This window comes from Sorangiineae bacterium MSr11954, from assembly GCA_037157815.1.
GTDB lineage: Bacteria > Myxococcota_A > Polyangia > Polyangiales > Polyangiaceae > Pendulispora > Pendulispora albinea.
The window spans coordinates 7,858,079-7,878,178 of sequence record CP089984.1 but is presented as its reverse complement, the minus strand read 5'-3'; the positions used below and the strand labels follow the sequence as shown (position 1 = coordinate 7,878,178).

General features: G+C 64.6%; 20 protein-coding genes. 13 read left to right on the top strand and 7 right to left on the bottom strand.

Features of this window, described 5'->3' with window-relative positions; all coding sequences use genetic code 11:
* Window positions 1–20: 20 nt before the first annotated feature.
* Window positions 21–515 (top strand): MarR family winged helix-turn-helix transcriptional regulator, encoded by a 495-nt coding sequence (locus tag LZC94_30450; GenBank protein WXB12162.1) that lies wholly within the window; start codon window positions 21–23, stop codon window positions 513–515.
* 245 nt (window positions 516–760) lie between these two features.
* On the opposite strand, the gene LZC94_30445 is transcribed toward LZC94_30450, so the two are convergent.
* On the bottom strand, window positions 761–1,534 hold the full coding sequence (locus tag LZC94_30445; GenBank protein ID WXB12161.1) for an SDR family oxidoreductase: 774 nt from the start codon (window positions 1,532–1,534) through the stop codon (window positions 761–763).
* Between the two features lie 121 nt (window positions 1,535–1,655).
* Window positions 1,656–2,495 carry a hypothetical protein gene (locus LZC94_30440; protein WXB12160.1) on the bottom strand — a complete coding sequence of 280 codons (840 nt, stop codon included), beginning with the start codon at window positions 2,493–2,495 and terminating at the stop codon, window positions 1,656–1,658.
* A 418-nt stretch (window positions 2,496–2,913) separates the two neighbouring features.
* Between LZC94_30440 and LZC94_30435 the strand changes: the two genes are divergently transcribed.
* Window positions 2,914–3,369 carry a serine/threonine protein kinase gene (locus LZC94_30435; GenBank protein WXB12159.1) on the top strand — a complete coding sequence of 152 codons (456 nt, stop codon included), beginning with the start codon at window positions 2,914–2,916 and terminating at the stop codon, window positions 3,367–3,369.
* A gap of 592 nt (window positions 3,370–3,961) precedes the next feature.
* Here the strand turns inward: LZC94_30435 and LZC94_30430 are convergent.
* Window positions 3,962–4,828, bottom strand: a complete 867-nt coding sequence (locus LZC94_30430; protein ID WXB12158.1) for a hypothetical protein — start codon at window positions 4,826–4,828, stop codon at window positions 3,962–3,964.
* A 387-nt stretch (window positions 4,829–5,215) separates the two neighbouring features.
* Here LZC94_30430 and LZC94_30425 point away from each other — a divergent pair, with 387 nt between their 5' ends.
* From LZC94_30425 to LZC94_30395, 7 genes are all read left to right on the top strand, one after another.
* Complete coding sequence (locus LZC94_30425; GenBank protein ID WXB12157.1) at window positions 5,216–6,658, top strand: protein kinase; 1,443 nt, start codon at window positions 5,216–5,218, stop codon at window positions 6,656–6,658.
* 135 nt (window positions 6,659–6,793) lie between these two features.
* Window positions 6,794–7,774 (top strand): tetratricopeptide repeat protein, encoded by a 981-nt coding sequence (locus LZC94_30420; GenBank protein ID WXB12156.1) that lies wholly within the window; start codon window positions 6,794–6,796, stop codon window positions 7,772–7,774.
* A gap of 57 nt (window positions 7,775–7,831) precedes the next feature.
* Window positions 7,832–8,287, top strand: coding sequence for a YdeI/OmpD-associated family protein (locus LZC94_30415; GenBank protein ID WXB12155.1), 456 nt, complete (start codon window positions 7,832–7,834; stop codon window positions 8,285–8,287).
* A gap of 252 nt (window positions 8,288–8,539) precedes the next feature.
* Window positions 8,540–8,953, top strand: coding sequence for an ATP-binding cassette domain-containing protein (locus tag LZC94_30410; GenBank protein ID WXB12154.1), 414 nt, complete (start codon window positions 8,540–8,542; stop codon window positions 8,951–8,953).
* Window positions 8,954–9,085: 132 nt separating this feature from the next.
* Window positions 9,086–10,552 carry an IS21 family transposase gene (gene istA, locus LZC94_30405; protein WXB12153.1) on the top strand — a complete coding sequence of 489 codons (1,467 nt, stop codon included), beginning with the start codon at window positions 9,086–9,088 and terminating at the stop codon, window positions 10,550–10,552.
* Complete coding sequence (gene istB, locus LZC94_30400) at window positions 10,549–11,367, top strand: IS21-like element helper ATPase IstB (GenBank protein WXB12152.1); 819 nt, start codon at window positions 10,549–10,551, stop codon at window positions 11,365–11,367. Before istA ends, istB begins: the two co-directional genes overlap by 4 nt.
* A gap of 88 nt (window positions 11,368–11,455) precedes the next feature.
* On the top strand, window positions 11,456–12,559 hold the full coding sequence (locus LZC94_30395; protein ID WXB12151.1) for an ATP-binding cassette domain-containing protein: 1,104 nt from the start codon (window positions 11,456–11,458) through the stop codon (window positions 12,557–12,559).
* Between the two features lie 81 nt (window positions 12,560–12,640).
* Here LZC94_30395 and LZC94_30390 read toward each other — a convergent pair whose 3' ends face one another.
* From LZC94_30390 to LZC94_30375, 4 genes are read right to left on the bottom strand one after another with little or no spacing between them, the layout of a single operon-like run.
* Entirely contained in the window at window positions 12,641–13,486 is an 846-nt protein-coding gene (locus LZC94_30390) for an SAM-dependent methyltransferase (GenBank protein ID WXB12150.1), read from the bottom strand.
* Between the two features lie 45 nt (window positions 13,487–13,531).
* A complete protein-coding gene (locus LZC94_30385; GenBank protein WXB12149.1) occupies window positions 13,532–14,371 on the bottom strand; it encodes a hypothetical protein in 840 nt (279 codons plus the stop codon).
* Window positions 14,372–14,373: 2 nt separating this feature from the next.
* Window positions 14,374–14,640: a MoaD/ThiS family protein gene (locus LZC94_30380; protein ID WXB12148.1), complete on the bottom strand. Its 267-nt coding sequence runs from the start codon at window positions 14,638–14,640 to the stop codon at window positions 14,374–14,376.
* Complete coding sequence (locus tag LZC94_30375) at window positions 14,637–15,830, bottom strand: acyl-CoA dehydrogenase family protein (GenBank protein WXB12147.1); 1,194 nt, start codon at window positions 15,828–15,830, stop codon at window positions 14,637–14,639. The genes LZC94_30380 and LZC94_30375 overlap by 4 nt, the downstream gene beginning before the upstream one ends.
* Window positions 15,831–16,162: 332 nt before the next feature.
* Between LZC94_30375 and LZC94_30370 the strand changes: the two genes are divergently transcribed.
* The 4 genes from LZC94_30370 (at window position 16,163) to LZC94_30355 (ending at window position 20,100) form a co-directional block, all read left to right on the top strand.
* Window positions 16,163–17,212 (top strand): fatty acid desaturase, encoded by a 1,050-nt coding sequence (locus tag LZC94_30370; protein WXB12146.1) that lies wholly within the window; start codon window positions 16,163–16,165, stop codon window positions 17,210–17,212.
* A 10-nt stretch (window positions 17,213–17,222) separates the two neighbouring features.
* A complete protein-coding gene (locus LZC94_30365; GenBank protein ID WXB12145.1) occupies window positions 17,223–17,483 on the top strand; it encodes an acyl carrier protein in 261 nt (86 codons plus the stop codon).
* Window positions 17,473–18,384: a cyclopropane-fatty-acyl-phospholipid synthase family protein gene (locus tag LZC94_30360; GenBank protein WXB12144.1), complete on the top strand. Its 912-nt coding sequence runs from the start codon at window positions 17,473–17,475 to the stop codon at window positions 18,382–18,384. Before LZC94_30365 ends, LZC94_30360 begins: the two co-directional genes overlap by 11 nt.
* A 666-nt stretch (window positions 18,385–19,050) precedes the next feature.
* Window positions 19,051–20,100, top strand: a complete 1,050-nt coding sequence (locus LZC94_30355; protein WXB12143.1) for a polysaccharide deacetylase family protein — start codon at window positions 19,051–19,053, stop codon at window positions 20,098–20,100.

The window sequence follows — 20,100 nt, the reverse complement described above, 5'->3', positions numbered from 1 at the left end:
GCGATATACAGGAGCCATCCATGTCGAAGGCGCTACCCCAACTCGAAGGCCGGCTCTTCTATCGCATCAAGCGACTTCAGACCGCGATTCGTGTGTCCGCGGAGTCCGCGCTGGAGGACGTTGGAATATCCCCTCCCCAATATTCGACGATGCTCGCGCTCTCGGCCAACCCGGGGGCCTCGAACGCGACCTTGGCGCGGATTTGCTTCGTGACCCCGCAAACGATGAACGAGTTGATTCGGGGGTTGGAGAACGCAAAGCTGGTCGAGCGGGTCGAGGCCGAGGACGGTCGGCGTGAGATTGCGCTGCAGTTGACCAGCGAGGGAAAGAAACGCGTGGCGGCGGGGCATAAGCAGATGTTCGACGTCGAGACCGCGGCGCTCGAGGCTATGTCCGAGGGCCAGCGGCGGACGTTTTTGAAGCATCTCGATGCGGTTGCGGTGACGCTCGAGGCTGGGCAAGGGAAGAAGCGTGCGTCACGTGCGGGGGGCGGTGTGCGGCGGCGGTCGGGGTAGCTCTTTTTGGTTTGTGCTGCTCGTTCGTGCTGCTTGTCTTGTTCGTGCTGCTCGTCCTGTTCGTGCTGTGTGCGGGTCGTGGAGCGCGGCGGCGGTCGGAGTAGCTCTTTTTGGTTTGTGCTGCTCGTTCGCGTTGCTCGTCCTGTTCGTGCTGTGTGCGGGTCGTGGAGCGCGGGTTGTGGGGCGCAGGTCATCGAGCGCGGTCATGGAGCGCGGGTTATGGGGCGCAGGTCATGGAGCGCAGGTCATGGTGTGGGCCCGAGGGGGGCGAGTTGCTTCTCCGTGTACTCGCGCACCATGGCGGGGCCGTTTGGCAGCGTGTAAATGTCGCCGCGGCTCTTGAGTGCGGCTTCGCAGACGATGTGTGCGACGTCCTCTGCGGACTGTGCGCCGGGGGACTTGCGGGAATCGGCTTTTTGGCCGAGCGCGTTCTGGCCGAAGTCCGTGGCGATGGCACCGGGGTAGACGGCGACCACGCGGATCTCGGGGTGCGATTGCGCGAGCTCGCCACGGAGTGCGTCCGAGAGACGCGACATGGCCGCTTTTGCGGCGGCGTAGGAGCCGACGGGACGCGGGACATGCATTCGGGCGACGATCGATGAGACGTTGACGATGGCGCCGTTGCCGCGCGCCTGGAGGTGCGGTGTGACGACTTGCATGCCGTAGAGCACGGACCTCGTGTTGTCGCGGATCATGGTGTCGAGGTCTTCGTCGGTGATCTCCAGGACGGGCCGGATTTGGCCGCGGCCGGCGTTGTTGATCCAAATGTCGATGCGTTCGAATTTGGCAATGGCTTGGTCGAAGATGCGCTGTACGTCCTGGCGCTTCGTGACGTCGGCGACGACGGCGAGTGCCTTGTCGCCGCAGCGGGCGCGGACTTCGTCGAGCTCTGGGGCGCGCCGGGCTGCGAGGACGACGGAGGCGCCGCGGCGCGCGAGCTCCTCGGCGGTGGCTGCGCCGACGCCTGCGCTGGCGCCGGTGATGACGACGACTTGGTCGGAAAAGTCTTGGTGGTTCATGGGGGTCCTTTGTATCAGGGTCCTGATATTTGATCAGGGACCTGATAAAGTCAAGGCGCGCCCGGTTCGCACCGGGTCGTGGGGCGGCGCGCTCGGTCGCGGGAGGCGAATTTGTGCTGGGTTACTTGGCGACGCGCATCAGTCCGGTATTGGCGCCGCTGACATTGAGCCAATAGACGAATTTGTCGGTTACGGCGATGGACGTGGGGCTGCCCTGGCCCTTGGCGATGGGCTCCGCGTTTGCCGCGCCGCCGTCTGGCAAGGAGGCGGTCAGCGGGAAGCGGTAGATGGTGCCGCCGTTTCGGTCCGTGTAATAAGCGTAATTTGCATCGACAGCGATCGTCGGCTCGATGAGTGACTGGCGCAGGAGCGCCGTGGCGTTGACTCCGGTGCCGTCCTTTGGTGCTCGATAGAGACCGCCCATTTCGGCCAAGTCTTCGGCGACGACGTAGTATGCGTTCGCGCCGACGGCGACGGCGTTGGGAGAGACGAGTGGGAGCTTGGCGACGGTCATGGCGGCGGCAGGAAGGGGGCCCTCCAAGGTTGCGGCGGCGATGGCCTTGTTGTCGCGAACGACCCAGACGAATCGATTCCCATCGATCACCAGCGAGCGGCCGCCCGAGAAGCCGCCTGTTTCATACGTGGCGACGATCGTTGCCTTGTCCGTGCTCCCATCGAGTGGGAAACGCCGGAGGTCGCTCGTTCCATTAGTGATCCAATAAGCCTCCCCGCCTACGATAGCCGTCGACCGCGCGGTGCCCGTGTTATCGTGGGCTAGCACGAAAGAACCACCGTCATGCAAGCTGCACGGAACGGTAATGTTCCCAAGGCCCCAGCAGACGCGTGTGCTATCGGACGAAGGCCCGCTCGGCCATAACTGCGACGAAGCGATCACGCTGAAGCTGCCCGCTCCATCGAACGGCACGTAGTACACGCCGCCCGCCTCCGATCCATTGGTCACGACCGCACCCCTCTGATCGAGCGCCAACCCCGTCGCATCTTTAAGCGAAGCCGGCACCGGCACTGGCGCGAACCGAACCGGATCGCACCTCCCCGCCGTGCAAGTCGCCCCGCCGCCGCCGCACGAATGATTGCACGCGCCGCAGCTCTCCGGATCCGTCAGGACGTTCTTGGTCGGACACTCTCCTCCACGTATCCCATCCCACCCCGAGTCCACCCTCGGTGCGGCATCGATACTTCCGCCCCCGCCACCGCGCTCGCGCAACGACGTTTCGTCAAGCCCGAAGACGGCAGCGCAGCCCCCCGCGGCAATCGCGGACCCCACCAGCACCAAAGCCTTTGTGGATCGCATGCTATGCGCTCAGGCTACTGTAAATGACGGACCCCCGTTACTCGGTTAATGATATTATCATTGTTCAATGAGCGCTTCTGCTGAAGTGGGGGAGGTCCTCGCGGGCAAATACCGCGTGGAGCGGGTGCTCGGCGCGGGCGGAATGGGCGTTGTCGTAGCGGCACGACATGTCACATTGGGATCCCTCGTTGCGCTCAAATTCATGATTCCATCCGCGCTCGATGTTGCGGGAGCAGCGGAGCGTTTCATTCGCGAAGCACAGGCGGTCGCTCGACTGCGTGGAGATCACATCGCCCACGTCACGGATCTTGGCACACTCGATACGGGCGCGCCCTACATCGTCATGGAGTTTCTCGACGGTGCTGATCTCGACGCCGTGATCAGAGTTCGCGGGCGCCTTCCCGTTGCCGAAGCGGTCGAGTACATGATCGGCACGTGCAAAGCGATGGTCGAGGCGCATGGCGCCGGGATCATCCATCGCGATCTCAAGCCTCACAATTTGTTAGCACCCGCGATCTTTTGACGGCACTTCAATCGCTGGAGGCGCCACGATATTCCGCCCCGGTCACGAGCGTCCCTCTGCAGATCGCCGCGACGCCGACGTACGGGAGGCAGGGAGACTCGAGCTCCGACAGTACGCCCACAGCCGTCCCATTTCACACCCAGGTGCGACCCAAGCCACGCTCGACCACGCAGCCGTCTCGTCCAGTCATGCGCGCCCGCGCAAATCGGAGTGGCTGGTCGCTGCGGTAGTCGGCTCCCTTGCGCTGCTCGGCATTTCGGGCGCGGTCGTGATCGGCGCGTTGCGATGGTCCGACGCATGGCGCGCCCGCCGTGACCGATCCATCGCAAGAAACTTTGGCACCGCTGACCTCGACCGCGACCATGGCGTTGCCTACGCCATCGACCTCCGCCGCGCCCGATCGCGATGCCTCCGTGCTGGAAAGCTCCGGGCCAGCGCACCCGTGGCGCCTGCATCGCCGGCGTCGGCGTCATCCGCGTCATCTGCATCGCCCGCGTCATCCGCATCATCCGCGGCGGCCGTCAACACTCACCCGGTTCGTGCCGGGTTGTGGGGCGGCGCGCTCGGTCGCGGGAGGCGAACTTGTGCTGGGTTACTTGGCGACGCGCATCAGTCCGGTATTGGCGCCGCTGACATTGAGCCAGTAGACGAACTTGTCGGTCACGCCGATGCCCGTGGGGCTGCCTTGGCCCTTGGCGATGGCCTCCGGAAATGCCGTACCGCCATCGGGCAGCGTGGCGTTAAGTGGGAAACGGTAGATGGTGCCGCCGTTTCGGTCTGTGTAATAAGCGTAATTTGCATCGACAGCGATGGTCGGCTCGATGAGCGACTGGCGTACGAGCGGCGTGGCGTCGCCTCCGGTACCGTCCTTCGGCGCTCGATAGAGGCCGCCCATTTCGCCCAAGTCCTCGGCGACGACGTAGTAGGCGTTCGCGCCGACGGCGACCGCGTTGGGAGCGACCCGTGGGATCTTGGCGACGGTCGTGGCGGCGGCAGGAAGGGTGCCGTCCAAGGTTGCAGCGGCGATGGCCTTATTGTCGCGAACGAGCCAGACGAACCGACTTCCATCGATCACCAGCGAGCGTGCGCCCGAGAATCCATTTGACGCATATGTGGCGACAATCGTGGCTCTATTGGTGCTCCCATCGAGCGGGAAACGCCGGAGATCGCTTGCTGCATTGGCGATCCAATAGGCCTGCCCGCCAACGATGGCGGTCGATCGCGGGCTACCCAAGTTATCGTTGGCTACCACGAGAGAACCGCCGTCGTGCAAAGTGCACTGGATGGTATTGTTCCCAATGAACCAGCAGACCCGCGCGCCGTCGGATGAAGGCTCTTGCGGCCCCGTCTGTGGCGAAGCAATCGTGTCGACCCTGCCACCTCCATCGAACGGCACATAGTACACGCCGCCCACGTCCAATCCATTGGTCACGACCGCGCCCCGTTGGTCGAGCACCATATTCGTCGAGTACGGAAGTGAAGCCACCGGCACCGGCGCGAACCGAACCGGATCGCACATACCGGCAGTGCATGTCGCCCCGGCACCGCCGCACGAATGATCGCACCTCCCGCAACTCTCCGGATCCGTCATGACATTCTTGGTCGGACACTCTCCTCCACGTATCCCATCGCCCCCCGAATCCCGTCCCGGTGCAGCATCACTGTTTCCGCCCCCACCACCGCGATCGCGCAACGACGTTTCGTCGAGCCCGAAGACGGCAGCGCAGCCCCCTGCGGCAATCGCGGACCCCACCAGCACCAAAGCCTTTGTGGATCGCATGCTATGCGCTCAGGCTACTGTAAATGACGGACCCCGTTACTCGGTTAATGATATTATCATTGTTCAATGAGCGCTTCTGCTGAAGTGGGGGGGGTCCTCGCGGGCAAATACCGCGTGGAGCGGGTGCTCGGCGCGGGCGGAATGGGCGTTGTCGTAGCGGCACGACATGTCACATTGGGATCCCTCGTTGCGCTCAAATTCATGATTCCATCTGCGCTCGATGTCGCGGGAGCAGCGGAGCGTTTCATTCGCGAAGCACAGGCGGCTGCCCGGCTGCGTGGAGATCACATCGCCCGCGTCATGGACTTTGGCACACTCGATACGGGCGCGCCCTACATCGTCATGGAGTTTCTCGAAGGCGCCGATCTCGACGCCGTGCTCCGAGCTCGCGGGCGTCTTCCCGTTGCCGAAGCGGTCGAGTACATGATCGGCGCGTGCAAAGCGATGGTCGAGGCGCATGGCGCCGGGATCATCCATCGCGATCTCAAGCCTCACAATTTGTTCCTCACCCGACGGCCGGACGGAACGACCATCATCAAAGTACTCGATTTTGGTATATCCAAGTTCATCGGCGCGAACGATGTCTCGGACGTGGCCAGCACGCGGACCGGAACCCTCATGGGCTCGCCCGCGTATATGTCCCCCGAGCAGATTCGCAACTCGAAATACGTCGATGCACGAACGGATATTTATGCGCTCGGGTCGATTTTCTTTCAGCTCCTCACCGGTGAGCGCGTCTTTCGCGCGCCGTCGATGGGGGAAATGCTCGTCTCCGTCCTGCACGACCCGCCGCGCACCGTGCGCGAGCTCGTCCCCGAGCTACCGGCCGACGTGAACGCCATCGTCGCCCGCTGCTTGCAAAAAGACCCCAACCAGCGTTTTGCGAGCACCCACGATCTTTTGATGGCGCTCCAATCGCTCGGGGCATCGAGATACTCCGCCCCCATCGCGAGCGCCACGCTGCAGATCGCGGCCGCGCCGACCTACGGGCGACAAGGCGATTCGAGCCGCGACGATGCACCCACCTCCGTGCCGATTCATACCCAGGTCGCGACCCAAGCCACCCTCGACCACGCAGCCGTCTCGTCCAGTCATGCGAGCCCGCGCAAATCGGAGTGGCTGGTCGCGGCGTTGGTCGGCTCCCTTGCGCTGCTCGGCATTTCGAGCGCGGTCGTGATCGGCGCTTTGCGATGGTCCGATACCTGGCAGGTCGCGGCTAACCCTTCACCGCACGAAAATCCGACACCGCGGGCCTCGGCCGTGACGATGCTCATGCCGATGCCATCGTTCGCCGCCGCGCCCGATCGCGATGCCTCCGCGCCTGGGAGCACCGCCGTCAGCGCACGCGTGACGCCCGCATCGCCGGCGTCGTCGTCGCCCGTGTTGCCCGCACCCACGGCGTCCGCCGGCAGCACCCCGCCTTACCCGTCCGCGTCCACGAAGCCATCGCCGCCGGCCAACCCCCGCCGTCCGGCGAAACCGACGGATCTCTTCGCAACACCGGATTAACCCATGAGGCTCCCAATGGCACGCCCAAGCATGACCCTCGAATGCCGCTTTGCAACGCGCGTCGTCCGCGTCCCGGCACGGTTCGTTTGCGCTTCATTCGTGTTCGCGTTTACGTTTACGAGCGCGATCGCGTTCATGTTTGCGCCCATGCCCGCCTACGCGCAATCGAGCGAGGCGGAGGTTGCCGGCCGCACGTTGTTCAATGAGGGGATGGCGTTCTTTGCACAAGGGAATTACGCGCAGGCATGTCCGAAATTCGAGGCGAGCTTGGCGCGCCTCCCCGGGATCGGCACCCGCGGCAAGCTCGCCGAGTGTTACGAGAAGCTCGGGCGCACGGCGAGCGCATGGTCTCTCTACCGTGAGGTGGCCGTCTTTGCGGCCCGTGCCGGGCAAAGCGCCCGAGAACAACTGGCGCTCAACCGCGCCAATGCGCTGGAGCCGCGGCTCGCGCGCATCCTGATCACCGACTCGAACGTCGTTCCGGCGATCGTCGTTCGACGCAATGGGATCGTCGTTCCACGGGAAGAGCTCGGGGCCGCCGTTGCGGCGGATCCGGGCGACGTCCTCGTGGAGGCCTCGGCACCCGGTTGCAAACCATGGAGCACCAAAGCTCGCGTCGCGGAGTCCGGCGTCGTTCGGGTGGATGTGCCCTTGCTCGAAAGGGCCGCCCCTTCGCGCGCATCTGCATTCCCCAACGCAAGTGACCCTTTGCAGCAGGAGATCGCGTCCTCGGCGCTGCAGGATCCTGCGGCGCACCGTTCGCCGTTTGGAACGCAGCGGACCGTTGGTCTCGCCGTGGGGGGCGCGGGGCTCGCGTCATTGCTTGCGGGGACCTATTTCGGATTGAGCGCCAAATCGACTTACGACGATGCATTCGACGCCGATTGTCAGTCGAGCGACAAGACGTGCAACGCGGCGGGGCAGGAGAAGACCGAGAGCGCGCGCAGCAAAGCGGTCGCGTCGACGATTCTATTCGGCGCCGCCGCCGCGCTGATCACGACGGGGACCGTCCTGTTCTTCACGGCACCCAAGCGCGAATCGCGAGCGGCGTCCGTGCGTGTGGCGCCGAGCGTGGGCGTTGGGAGCGCGGGGTTGATCGTGTCGGGCCGGCTATGATGTTTGGCGCCGCGCGCCGATGGATCTGGCGTCCCGCCCGTGACATCATGATGGGCGATGAGCTCGAAGACGTTCAAGGCCACCATCTTCCGAGATGGATCCACCTGCTTCATTCCGATCCCGTTCGATCCGAAGCCGGTATTTGGAAAGACGCGTGCGCCCGTCAAGGTCACCCTCAATGGCTACACCTATCGAAGCACCATCGCCGCGATGGGAGGCCCGCTTTGCATTCCGCTGCGCAAGAGCAATCGCGAAGCGGCCGGGCTCGAGGGCGGAGAGACGCTCGACGTGACATTGGAGCTGGACACGGAGACGCGCGAGGTAAAGCCTCCTCCGGAATTGGTGAAAGCGCTTCGAGCCGCCCCGCCCGCGTGGGAGCGGTGGGGAGAGCTCAGTTATTCCCATCAGCGAGAACACGTCGAAGCCATTGAAAAGGCAGTAAAGGCGGAGACGCGTATCCGCCGTATCGCGAGCATCGTGCGCGAGCTCTCCGCGCCGGCGAAAAAACGGTGAGCGGGCCGAGCGACCTCCGGAGCGACCTCGCGCAAAGGACGCGCTCGCCCGCCTGAACCATCGACGATACCCGGAACGCGTGCTATCTTCTCCAACGCGGTCGCAGCTCGATCGCGATCATGCGTACCCCTTCCTGATCCCACACCGTGTTTTTTCGCGCTCCTCGCGGCGCGTGGCGTCTCCTCGTGGCGTCCGCGGCCGGTGGGTGCGCACACGTGCCCCGGCGGCTCCGGGGCGGAATCAGGAGGCTTCATGGCTCGCGAGCGAATGGCTCTCGCCGCCGCGCATCTGTCGTTTGCGTATGCGGCGCCTATTTTAAAGGATGTGACCCTGGCCATCGACCAGGGCTGGTACGGACTGGTCGGCGCCAACGGTGCCGGCAAAACGACCTTGTTGCGGTTGATCCTCGGGGAGCTCTCCCCCGACAGCGGCACCCTTCGCATCGATCCGGAGGGGGCGCGCGTCGTTCTCTGCGCGCAACAGGTCGATGCGATGCACGACGATATCCGCGCGCTGGCGCGCGATGACGGCGCGCGTCGTTTGCGCGATGACTTGGCGCTCGCGCCGGGCGATCTCGAACGATGGCCCACGCTATCACCGGGCGAGCGCAAACGCTGGCAGGTGGGCGCCGCCCTGCGAAGGGTGTACGCGGCCACGTTAAATTGACCCACGACGGCCACCAGAAATTGACCCACCCGGCGGAGCGAAGCGCGGGGGGGAGCAGTTTCGGCCAGGGAAAATTGACCCACCCCTGAAAGGGGTGGACAGGCGAGCGGGCGATGGAGTCGTCGTCCGGGGATGGTGCCGATGGACGTGGTGGCAGTGATTCGACACAAGGTGGCGAGCGAAGGGGTTCCGATTCGAGAAGTGGCGCGGGAGCTCGGATTGTCGCGAAACACGATTCGGCGATACGTGAGGGCCAACAAGATTCCGGTTCCAAGGCCAGAAAAACAGGTCCGACCAAGCCCGGTGCGCGACGAGGTGGCCACGGCGGCCGCGGCTATCTGGCGAGCGCGCCGATCCTTTACGGCGGGCAAACAGCGGCTGACGGCCAAGCGGCTGTGGGAGCTATTGCGTGAAAACGGGCACACGGCGAGCGAGCGCACCGTGCGGCGATTGGTGGCCGAATTCCGGAGCGGTGAGCGTGAGGTGACTGTTCCCCTGGTGTACACGCCGGGCGAGCTCGCACAGGTGGATTTTTTCGAGGTGTGGGTCGAGCCCTCGGGGATTCGCCAGAAGGCGTGGATGTTCGTGATGCGCTTGATGCACTCAGGGCGCGACTTCGCCATGCTCTGCGCGCAACAAGACGCCACTTGGTTCTTAGCGGCTCACGTTGCGGCGTTTACCTACTTCGCGGGGGTGGTGGCCGCCGTGGCCTATGACAACTTGAGCGCTGCCGTGGCCAAGATCCTCGTTGGGGCGCCACGGCTGCTTCGGCCCCGATTTGCCGCGCTTTGCGCCCACTACGCCTTCGAGCCACGTTTTTGCCGCCCCGGCGAAGGCCACGACAAGGGAGGAGTCGAGCGCCGCGGAGGACACGTACGTCGCCAGCATTTGGTGCCCATTCCGCGCGGTGAATCACTTGCCGCCATGACCACGGCTTTGCAAGCACGCCTCGATGCTCAGCATTCGCGCAATCCGATGTACGTCGAGGCCTGGGCCCGCGAGCGCAGCGCGCTGCGGCCTCTCCCAGCGCCTTTTGACGGCCGCCAGGTGCGCACCGTGCAGCTTCGCCACCACGCCAGCTACCTCGTCGCGGGCGCTCACTACTCGGTGCCCAGTCGGTGGTGCGGTCAGATGGTCGACCTATTCCTAGGCATCGACACCGTCACCTTCGCCAAAGGCGACGAGACCATCTGCCATCCTCGCGTGGCCTTCGGTGGCCGAAGTATCGACTATCGGCATTTGTTACTGCCACTATCGCGCAAGCCACAAGCTCTGCGCCAGGTCGCTCACGAGTTGGTGGCACAATTCGGCTCACCATGGCCCGAGCTCTGGGAGACGCTTTGCAATCGGTATTCGCCCGACCTGATCGAAGCTGCACGAAGACTGGCTCCGTGGTTGGAGCGCGCTGACCGCGAGGGAGTCGGTCGGGTCAAGCGAGCCATCATCACCGCCCTTGCGTGCGGTACGCTGGTGCCCTTTCTGCAACGCACAAGGCGCACCGAAACCCTCGCCGCTGTCCCGCTGGCATTATCGGAATACGCGGTCGAGACGCCCGACCTATCGCGCTACGACGTGCTTCTCGAGAGGGCATCGGCATGAGCACCGACAACGTGCTCTTGGCCGCCGTACGCGCCCATACGCGCGTACTCAAGCTGCCGACCGTCGCACGAGAGTGCGAAACGCTGGGACGTCAATCGCTGGCCGAAGGCTGGTCACCGTTGCAGTACTTGCGGGCGTTGCTCGACGCCGAGCTCGCAGTCCGCGCCGAGCACGCGATTGGGCGCCGCATGCGAGCGGCTCGTCTGCCCGTGCACAAAACGATGTCGCAATTCGATTGGCGGAGGCCACACGGTCTCGAACGCGCCCGCGTCGAAGACTTGGCTCGTGGTGCCTGGATTCCGACGGCGCGCAACATCGTGATCTTGGGCCCCGTGGGCACCGGAAAAACGCACTTGGCCATCGCGCTCGCCATCGAGGCCATCAAGCGCGGCCACCACGTGCTCTTTTACCGCGCCTCCGACTTGGTCCGGGCACTGACCGAGGCCCGGGATGCACGCGCTCTTTCTCGCCTGCAAGAGCGACTGCGAAGGGTTTCACTCTTGGTGGTGGACGAACTTGGCTTTGTACCGTTTGAAAAAGCCGGCGGAGAGCTGCTCTTCGACGTCTTGTCCACCCGGCACGAACGGTGCGCAACGGTGATCACATCGAATCTGGCTTTTAGTGAATGGAACCGGGTCTTCGTCGACGACAAGCTGACGGCCGCACTCCTGGACCGTCTGGCCCAGCATGCGGAGGTCCTCGTCACTCGCGGTCCGGGAGACCGTGTCCCGGCCGCGGCCACCAAAAAGACAGATTCAAGATCTGACGAGAGCAAACCCAAAGCGACCCAGGAGGTGCCGGCGCTCACGCGGTGAGTGCCCCCCATCGCGGCGGGGTGGGTCAGTTTTTGATGGCCGAGATGGGTCAGTTTTCGGTGGCCGTTGACAAAGGGAGCCGGATATTTTGCTCCTCGATGAACCGACGAATCATATCGACCTTGCCGCGCGCGAGCTCCTCGTCCGGGCGCTGCACGACTTTCGCGGGCTCGGGATCGTCGTGTCGCACGATCGCGCGCTGCTCGATGGGCTGACGTCGGTCACCTTGCGCCTGCATCGGCAATCGCTGCGGGTTCACCCCGGCGGCTACAGCGCCGCGAAGGCGCAATGGGAGCTCGATGAGCGCCATGCACAGGACGAGCACGACAAGGCGAAAGAGCGCGCCGACTCCGCGCGGCGCATCTTGACCGATGCGCGGCGCAACCTCGATTCGGCCGAACGCAGCAGCTCGCTGCGCCACGTGAATCCGCGCGATCACGACGCGAAGAGCGGGCTGCGAAAGGGGAAAATGCGCGCGGCCAAAGCCCGGCTGGGGCGCCAGGTGGAGGTCGCGAGGAAAAAGGCGGAGCGCGCGGACGGCGAGATCCCCACCATAGAGCGCGACAAGTCGCTCGGGCGATCCATCTTCGTCGGCTACGAGCGCGCGCGAGCGCCGCAGCTGGCGTCGCTCTCCGGTGTCACCTTGCGCGCGGGCGAGCGTGAGCTCCTTCGCGATCTGCGCGTGGTGGTGCGCCGCGACGATCGCATCGCCATCCGCGGTGACAACGGCGCGGGCAAGACGACCCTGCTCCGCGCCTTGCTCGATGCGAGCAGGGTGCCCTCGGACAGGCTGTTCTACCTGCCGCAGGACATCGACGATCGCGAGGGCGAGCGGCTGCTCGGCGAGGTGACGCGTCTCCCGCCGCACGAGCGGGGCCGCGTGCTCTCGCTGGTGGCCGCCCTGGGCGTCGATCCGGATCGGCTGCTCGCGTCGCGATCGCCGTCGCCCGGTGAAGCGCGCAAGCTCGCCATCGCCTGGGGCCTCGGACGCCACGTGTGGGGCGCGCTGCTCGACGAGCCCACGAACCACCTCGATTTGCCCTCGGTCGAGCGGCTCGAGCAGGCCCTGGCGGCCTACCCGGGCGCGTTGGTGCTGGTGACCCACGACGACGAGCTCGCGCGCGCGTGCACCCGTACGCGTTGGAACCTGGAGAACGCGCGCATCACCGTGCACGCATCGCACGATGGGTGAGCGCGTCCGCGGCGGCGGTGAATGATTCGGCCGGGGACCTCGTTTGGTTTACGTCGAGGTCCCCGCCGAGGGTTAGCTCGTTTACGTTTGCCCACTTCGCCTTGCCTCGACGAGCCATGTCACGGGCTCGATGCCGGCGGGACAGTCGAGTTGCTCGAATGGGCGGCCGTATCGCTCTGCGACTTGTCCGTGGGGGTGGACGCTCGCCGTCCATCCCAAGTCGCGGAGCCATGGGGCGGGGTGCTCGACGGCCGAGCGCCAACCCACACCGCGCCGGGCCATCCCATCTGCGATGGGCGCAATGGCTTGGAGGGTCGCCTCATTGACATGGTCGAAGCCAATCGCGCTCCCCGAAGGTGAGAGCTCGGTGATGTCTCGAAGCAAGCGATCGGTGTCTTCGTTGGTGAGAAAGTAAAGGAGCCCTTCGATCAGCCAGACGGTGGGGACATCCCGAAATCCGGCTTGCACGAGGGAGGACTGCCAGTCGTTGCGCAAGTCTGCCGAGACGAGGTGGCGGTCACAGCGCGGGCGGGCCCGTGCGATGGATAGAACACTTTCTTTGAAAAGGAGCATCGTCTGCAGCTCCACCTCGAACAGGCGAACCCCCGCCGGGAATGGAAGCCGAAACGCGCGCGCGTCGAGACCCGAGGCCAAGAGCACCACTTGACGGCACCCCGAACGACAGGACTTCGACAGGAAATCATCGAAGAATCGCGTTCGGATGGCGAAGTAATCCGTCGAAGCGAAGAGGAGCTTGGCCGCGGAGAGCGCGGCGTCGCCCGCGATGGCGACGAAGAGGGCCGCGAAGGGGTCCTCGAAGAGCCGATCGGGGCGCACGGATTCGAGCGCGCGATGATAGGCGACGGTCAGCGCGGTGGTTTCGATGGGTAACAGCTTTTTGCTCAGTTTGAGCTCGGTCGCAAACATGGCGATGGGCCCTCCTTTACGGTTGTTTCCCCGAAACGGGGTTACTCACGTAAAGGGCGACGCATCGAGCTGTTCGATCACCGTCGCGTGCTTGGGACCGTCGTCCGTGGCGCTCCGGAGCTCGTGGACGAACGCGAGCCGGGAGCCGGTCGAATAAGCTTTGGTGACGAGGACCCCCGAATCGAAGACGAAGAATGCCCGATGGAGCTCCGCGTGCACGCCGAGGATTCGCCGGCTGATGCCGCCGCGGAGCGATGGGAGCCCCCCGGGAGGCGAAAGGCCAATCGCCTCGCGCCCCAGCGCGACGAGGTTCGGTAGCTCGATGAAGGACCATTGGTCCGCCACCTCGCACAAATGGCGATGGATGGTGAACGGGGTCCGTCGCTCACAGGCCGGATGATACGTTTCGAACTCGCGCACGAGGGCCGTGGCCTTTCGAGGCGCACGTTCGTCCGTGAGCTCGTCGGCTTCGAACCGAGCGAGCAGCGCGGGATCCAATCGCGCGGGGCGCGCGGCCAGCGATCGCGTGTCCTCGAGGCGCACGAAGATCAGCACCAGCTTGGTGCGGGCGACGGTCTTGGCCTCGGATTGGAAATCGACGGTGACCTCCATGGTGCTCCCCTCGCGGCGCGTGCGCACCCCTGCGCGGACGTCGAGGAGATCGCTCTCGAGGAACCCGAGCGGCTCGAGGTAATCGATCTCGATCCCGCCCACGACGACGCTGGTCAGATGCCGCGACATGAGCAGCGGGAGCGGTACGAAGTGCTCACGGAGCCATCGCGTCCACGCCGACATGGTCAACGACAAGAGGGTTCGAGGCTGGAGCTGGAATGGAGTGAACATGCAGCTGTCCGCGGGCAGCTGGAAGTCGATGGTTCGTTTCATCACTATCCTCCCGCGAGCGCCGTCACGATCTCGATACAGTCCCCTTCACCGAGCGACCCTCGGTGAGCGCCATGATCGAATTGTTCTCCGTTGAGGAACAATCGATGCACCGTACGGATTCGGCCGCTCCCGTCCAGGAGCACCGGCTCGAGCATCGGATGCCGCCCGATCAAGCTGGCGACCGCCGCCTCGACCGTCGAATCCTCGAATTGGATCTCTCGTCGATAATCGACGAACCGCAATAACGCGCCGGGAAATCGAAAGATCATGCCTCCTCCAATGGGTTCTCGCGGTGAGAACATCGACGGGCGACCCGCTCGCCCAGGTTGATTTCCAAGAGATCCTGGGCTCCCGCGCCCGGAACGAGCCCGGTGAAATCCCGAAGATCCCGCTCGTAGGGAAATTCCCTCCGAAAGGCCTGCCCGCCGAGCAATCGCATCGCCGTCGCGGCGATGGCGAGCGCCCGCTCGATCGTGACGTATTTCGCGGCGGACGTCACGGGATCGAACAGTGGATCGGCTTCGCCCTTTCGGGCTCGGTGCAGCGCGCGATACATGATGGCGCGAGTGACCTCGAGATCGATATACATGCGTCCTAGTGTCGCTTGAACATTTTGGAAATCCGTCAAGGGTTGACCATAGCGAATGGTTTTGCAGAGCGCGCGCGTGCAGCTCTCCACGATGGCCCGCATGCGACCCACGACCCCGCAGATCAACAGGGCTCGCCGGCCATTGAGGAACCTCTGTGCGTGCCCCAGCCCATCGGCCGCCACCATCAGCCGGTGCGCGGGGACGCGGACGTCCTCGAGGTGCAGCGAGCACAAGCCCGCGGAGCGGAAGCCGCTGACCTCCACGTGGCGGAGCTCGACGCCGGCGTCCTCACGATCCACGAGAAAAACCAGGAGATCGGAGGTCCTGGTATCGCGCACGTACGTCATGAAGGTGTCCGCGGTCGCACCGCCCGTTACGAGGAGCTTCTCGCCGCGAAGCACGAAGCCGTCGCCCGAGGGCTCGGCGGTGGTGGCGAACGAGAACGCGTCCGTGCCATCCGTGTAGGCGAAAGCACCGGCTCGCTCGCCGGCCATCATCGGACGTACGTATCGTTCTTGGAGATCGCCGCGACCGATCTCCGCAATCGCGGACGTTACGGCCACGCGCAGGCTCACCAAAAGCGGAAAGGAGTTATCGCTGGTCAGGTAACCAATCTCCTCCAAGGTTGCTCCCCATGCCACGGGGTCCGCGCCCCCGCCGCCAGCACCCTCGGGCACCGCCATCCTCAAGAGCCCGAGCTCACCCGCCGAACGCATGGCGTCTCGGGGAATGCTCATGCCTTTTGCGTCGCGATCCCGAGCGAATGGCTCGATGGCGGCCGACAGAAACGAGCCGTATCGCGATCGAGCCTCTGCGGCCACGCGATCGAGCTCCGTATCCGGCGCGATCAAACAGCGTCCGTGGAACATAGCCGTCTCCCCTCCCGTCATCGGCAACGTACTTGGCGACTTTGCAGAATACAAGACGGGATCGTAAGTACCTTTTTAAATCTCGTGTGTCGTCAAGAGTACGTCCCGGCTGGGTTTTGCAAGGTCTCGGGCGATGTCGAAATGTGTCGTGCGGCGCCGTGAAATGGATTTTTGGAGTGATCGTTTATTTAATTTAGAATTTTAATCTACGGGATAAGCTTGAAAATATTCGTTGCGATGGGTACGGCTTGCGTCACTATCGCCATTGTCGTTGCTTTGGAGAGAGCAACTCATGAGTCTAGGTCGCGGGCGGCGCCCGCGGGGAGGCGCCGGTGCACGCGATCGAAGCGGAGTCGCTGGAGGATACGGAGCTCGACGTCCCAGGAGACGTCCCCGAGGCGGAGGTGCCCGAGGGCGCGGCTCCCTGTACCGTGAGCGGGCCGACGGCGCTGGTGGCCGATCGGGTCTTTGCCTTCCTCGTTACGTTTCTTCCACCGCTGGCCGTCGGCCTTGCGCTGGTGTTGCTCGGATTGGGTTGGTATAGGCTGAGCGCGATCGAGCTCGGCCTGATGCTGGGGATGCATCTCCTGTGTGTGATTGGCGTGGAGCTAGGATTTCACCGACTCTTCTCACATCGGTCCTACGAGGCGCACAGGGCGGCGAAAGTGGTCTTGGCGGTGTTGGGCTCCATGGCCTTCGAGGGGCCGGTCATCTGGTGGGCGGCCACGCATCGCAAGCACCATCGCTACAGTGACAAGCAGGGCGATCCGCACTCGCCGCACCTTCATCCAGCGGGTGCATGGCACGTATTTCGCGGCTTCGTTCACGCGCACATAGGTTGGATTTGGGTCCCTGCCAGCATGAGGCCACCGGGGTGGGCGCGTTATGTCACGGATCTCTACCGGGACTCCGATCTTTTAAAAATTCAATTGAGCTATTTCGCGTGGCTGGCCGCCGGCTTCGTGATCCCGGGCGCGATCGGCGGCGCGCTGCATGGATCGTGGAAGGGGGCCTTTCTGGGCATGTTGTACGGAGGGCCCGTGCGCGTATTCATGATGAACCACCTCACGTATTGGTGCATCAATTCCGTGACCCACAGCCGCCTCGGGAGCCGGCCTTATGCCACGTCGGATCGCAGCAGCAACGTGCCGCTCCTCGCGATCCCCACCCTCGGGCAGAGCTGGCACAACAACCACCACGCCTTTCCCAGCGCGTCCACCATGTCGCACGCGTGGTGGCAAATCGACATTGGCGACTGGATTCTGCGCGCGCTGGAATGCGCAAACCTCGTCTCGAATCGCAGGCGCCCGGCGGGCCACCGCATGGCCAAGAAGAAGACCTATTTACCAAGGAGCAAGATGAACCATGAAAGCGATGGGTGACGTTGGTCCGATGGCTTCTTCCCAGGAGCGACCGAGCGAAGAGGCGATTCGAGAGTGGCTCGCCTGTGCCGTGGCGAAGGCATTGAAGAGCGATCCACACGATCTACGGCCGGACGTACGATTCGATCGCTACGGCCTCGACTCCGTGGCGGCCGTGGAGCTCACGGGCGAGCTGGAGGCTTGGCTCGGTCGCAGGCTCCCCCCCACCTTGCTCTACGATTACCCCACGATCGGCGCGGTGAGCGCGCATTTGGCGAACGATGCGGGGTGAAACGTTCATAGGCGGCCCCAGGCCACCGGCGACGGGGGCCTCGCGCGAAGCCATTCAGGACCACTACGATATCGGCGACGCGTTCTACGCGCTTTGGCTGGATGAGAACATGCAGTACTCCAGCGCGATGTGGGAGCCGGGCGATACGCTCGAGAACGCGCAAGTACGCAAGTTGGATTACCACCTCGATCAGGCCCGCGCCGACGGATCCCGCCGGGTGCTCGACGTGGGCTGCGGGTGGGGCGGTCTCCTCCGGCGCGCGATTGGACGGCGCGGTGTCGCGTGTGGGGTCGGGTTGACATTGAGCGCGGCCCAGGCCGAGTACGCGGCGGCCCTGGGGACTCCCGGGGTCGACGTTCGGCTCGAAAATTGGAGAGATCACGTTCCCAGCGCGCCGTACGACGGCATCGTCTCCATCGGCGCCTTCGAGCACTTTGCGAGGCTCGAGTTTTCGGAGGCCCAGAAGGTCGCCGCGTACCGAGGCTTCTTCCGCTGGTGCCATCGTCACCTTCGGACGGACGGTTACCTCTCGCTTCAAACGTTTGCATATGGGAACATGCGAAGCCGCGAGGAAGCGCGCTCCACGCCCGCCACGCAGTTTCTGGCGAACGCGATCTTCCGCGAGACGGACCCGCCACGACTGGCCAATATCGCCGAGGCCACCGAGGGCACCTTCGACATCGTCTCGTTGCGCAACGATCGGCACGACTACGCGCAGACGTGCCGCGTATGGCTCCAGCGGCTGAGGGCGCGTCGTGCGATGGCGGTCGACATCGTGGGCGAGGACGTCGTCGAGCGCTACGAGCGATACCTGACGTACGCGTTCATCGGATTCGAAACGGGAAATCTCGCCCTCTTCCGCATCACGCTGCGTCGATTGAGGACGCAAACGCCCGAGTAAAAGTCAATGGGCCCGACGTCGCCTGGGGCGCCTCGAGTGCGCCCCAGGCGAGGAGGCGAAGAGGCAAGGCGCGGAGGAGTCGAAGAGGCAAAGAGCCGAGCAGGTATTTTCGACATCGACGCAGAGGCGACCCGGGGGCGCAAATCATGTATCGCGTGAGTCGCGTGTCATGTGTCGCAACTCGTGAGTTGCGCGTCATGAGCTGCTCGTCACGGGTCACCGGGAGGTGCGGCGGGAGACCACGGGACCGGGCGAAGTCCAGTGATTTTCTCGCGCGGAATCCGGGGGTCTGAACGGAGGCACGTTCAGGGTATGGGGTGTAACGAAAGTCGACGGGCCGCGTCGAAAAAGCAAAGTACGCCGGTGTGATCCTAGGCGGCAGATCGTACGGGCCCAGCATTTGAGCCGCGCGGGCGATCCGCGGTGAAGCGTCATCCGGTGGACGGTGTCGGTCGTCGCCCAGTTGCCCTGCACTCTTTTAGTGCTGGCGCACGGATTGCGTCCAAGTTCGCTACGCGCCGGCCATTTGTTACGGCGTTTGGTCCTTCATACGAAGACCGCGGCAGTTCCTTGTGCCTGGAGCGCGCTCGTTCGCGAACGCGGAAGACGATCATGTACGGATGGCTAGGGGAGGGAGTGGGAGATCGCTCGCTGACGTCGGTAAAGTTGTCGCGCCGACAGCGGCTGGGTGGCCTGCTCGACGCGATCGGAGTCGTCGATGGGGTGAAGCGCGCGCGCATGGCGTTCGGCGTGTCGCCGTTTCCGGTGCTCACCTACCATCGCATCGCGCCGAAGGATGGCAGCGATCCGTTCGACCCGGACGTGATTGACGCGACCCCGCAGGTCTTCGACGAGCACGTACGCATGCTGGCGCGCAACTTCACCTTGGTGGGGACCCGCGAGATTCGCGCCCACTTCATGGGTACCCGGTCGCTTCCGGCCAACGCCGCGATGATCACCTTCGACGATGGCTACAAGAGCTGCCTGGAGGTCGCGCTCCCCATCCTACGCCGCTACGGGGCGCGCGCCGTCTTCTTCGTCTCGACGGGTCACGTGACCGAGCGCCGGCTCTTTTGGTGGGACCGAACGAGCTACATCGTGCGGCAATCGAAGGCCGCGGAGATCCGCCTCGAGTACCCGGAGCCCATTCACATCGTCCGAAGGCCCTACGATCTGCAGAAGGTCACCACGCGCCTGCTACGGATCATCAAGGATACGTATGGCCTCGACGTCGAGCGTTTCCTGACGGAGCTCGCGCAGGCGGCCGGGGTGCCCTGGAGCAACGAGGTGGATGCCCGGCTCGCCGACGACCTCTTGCTCACGTGGGACGAGGTGCGGGCTCTGCGGGATGCGGGGATGGATATCGAATCCCACACCCGATGGCACCGCGTGCTCGATACGTTGACGCCCGCCGAGCTCGAGGAGGAGTTGGTTGGCTCGCGCGAGGATCTCGAGGCTCAATTGAGCGATCCCGTTCGCGCCATCGCCTATCCCGTCGGTCGAGGGGGCGACCATCGGGTCGCCATGGCGGTCGCGCGCGCGGGCTACGATCTCGGGTTCTCGAACGCCACGGGGATCAACGATTTTCGCAGCGCGATGGCGCCCCTGTCCGTCCGGCGCGCCGCCGTGGACGCGTGGGTGTCCGACGCGGTGCTGCGCGCATCGATGGTCGTCCCGAACCTCACCGAGGTGAGTCCCCCGCGAAAGACTCGGTGA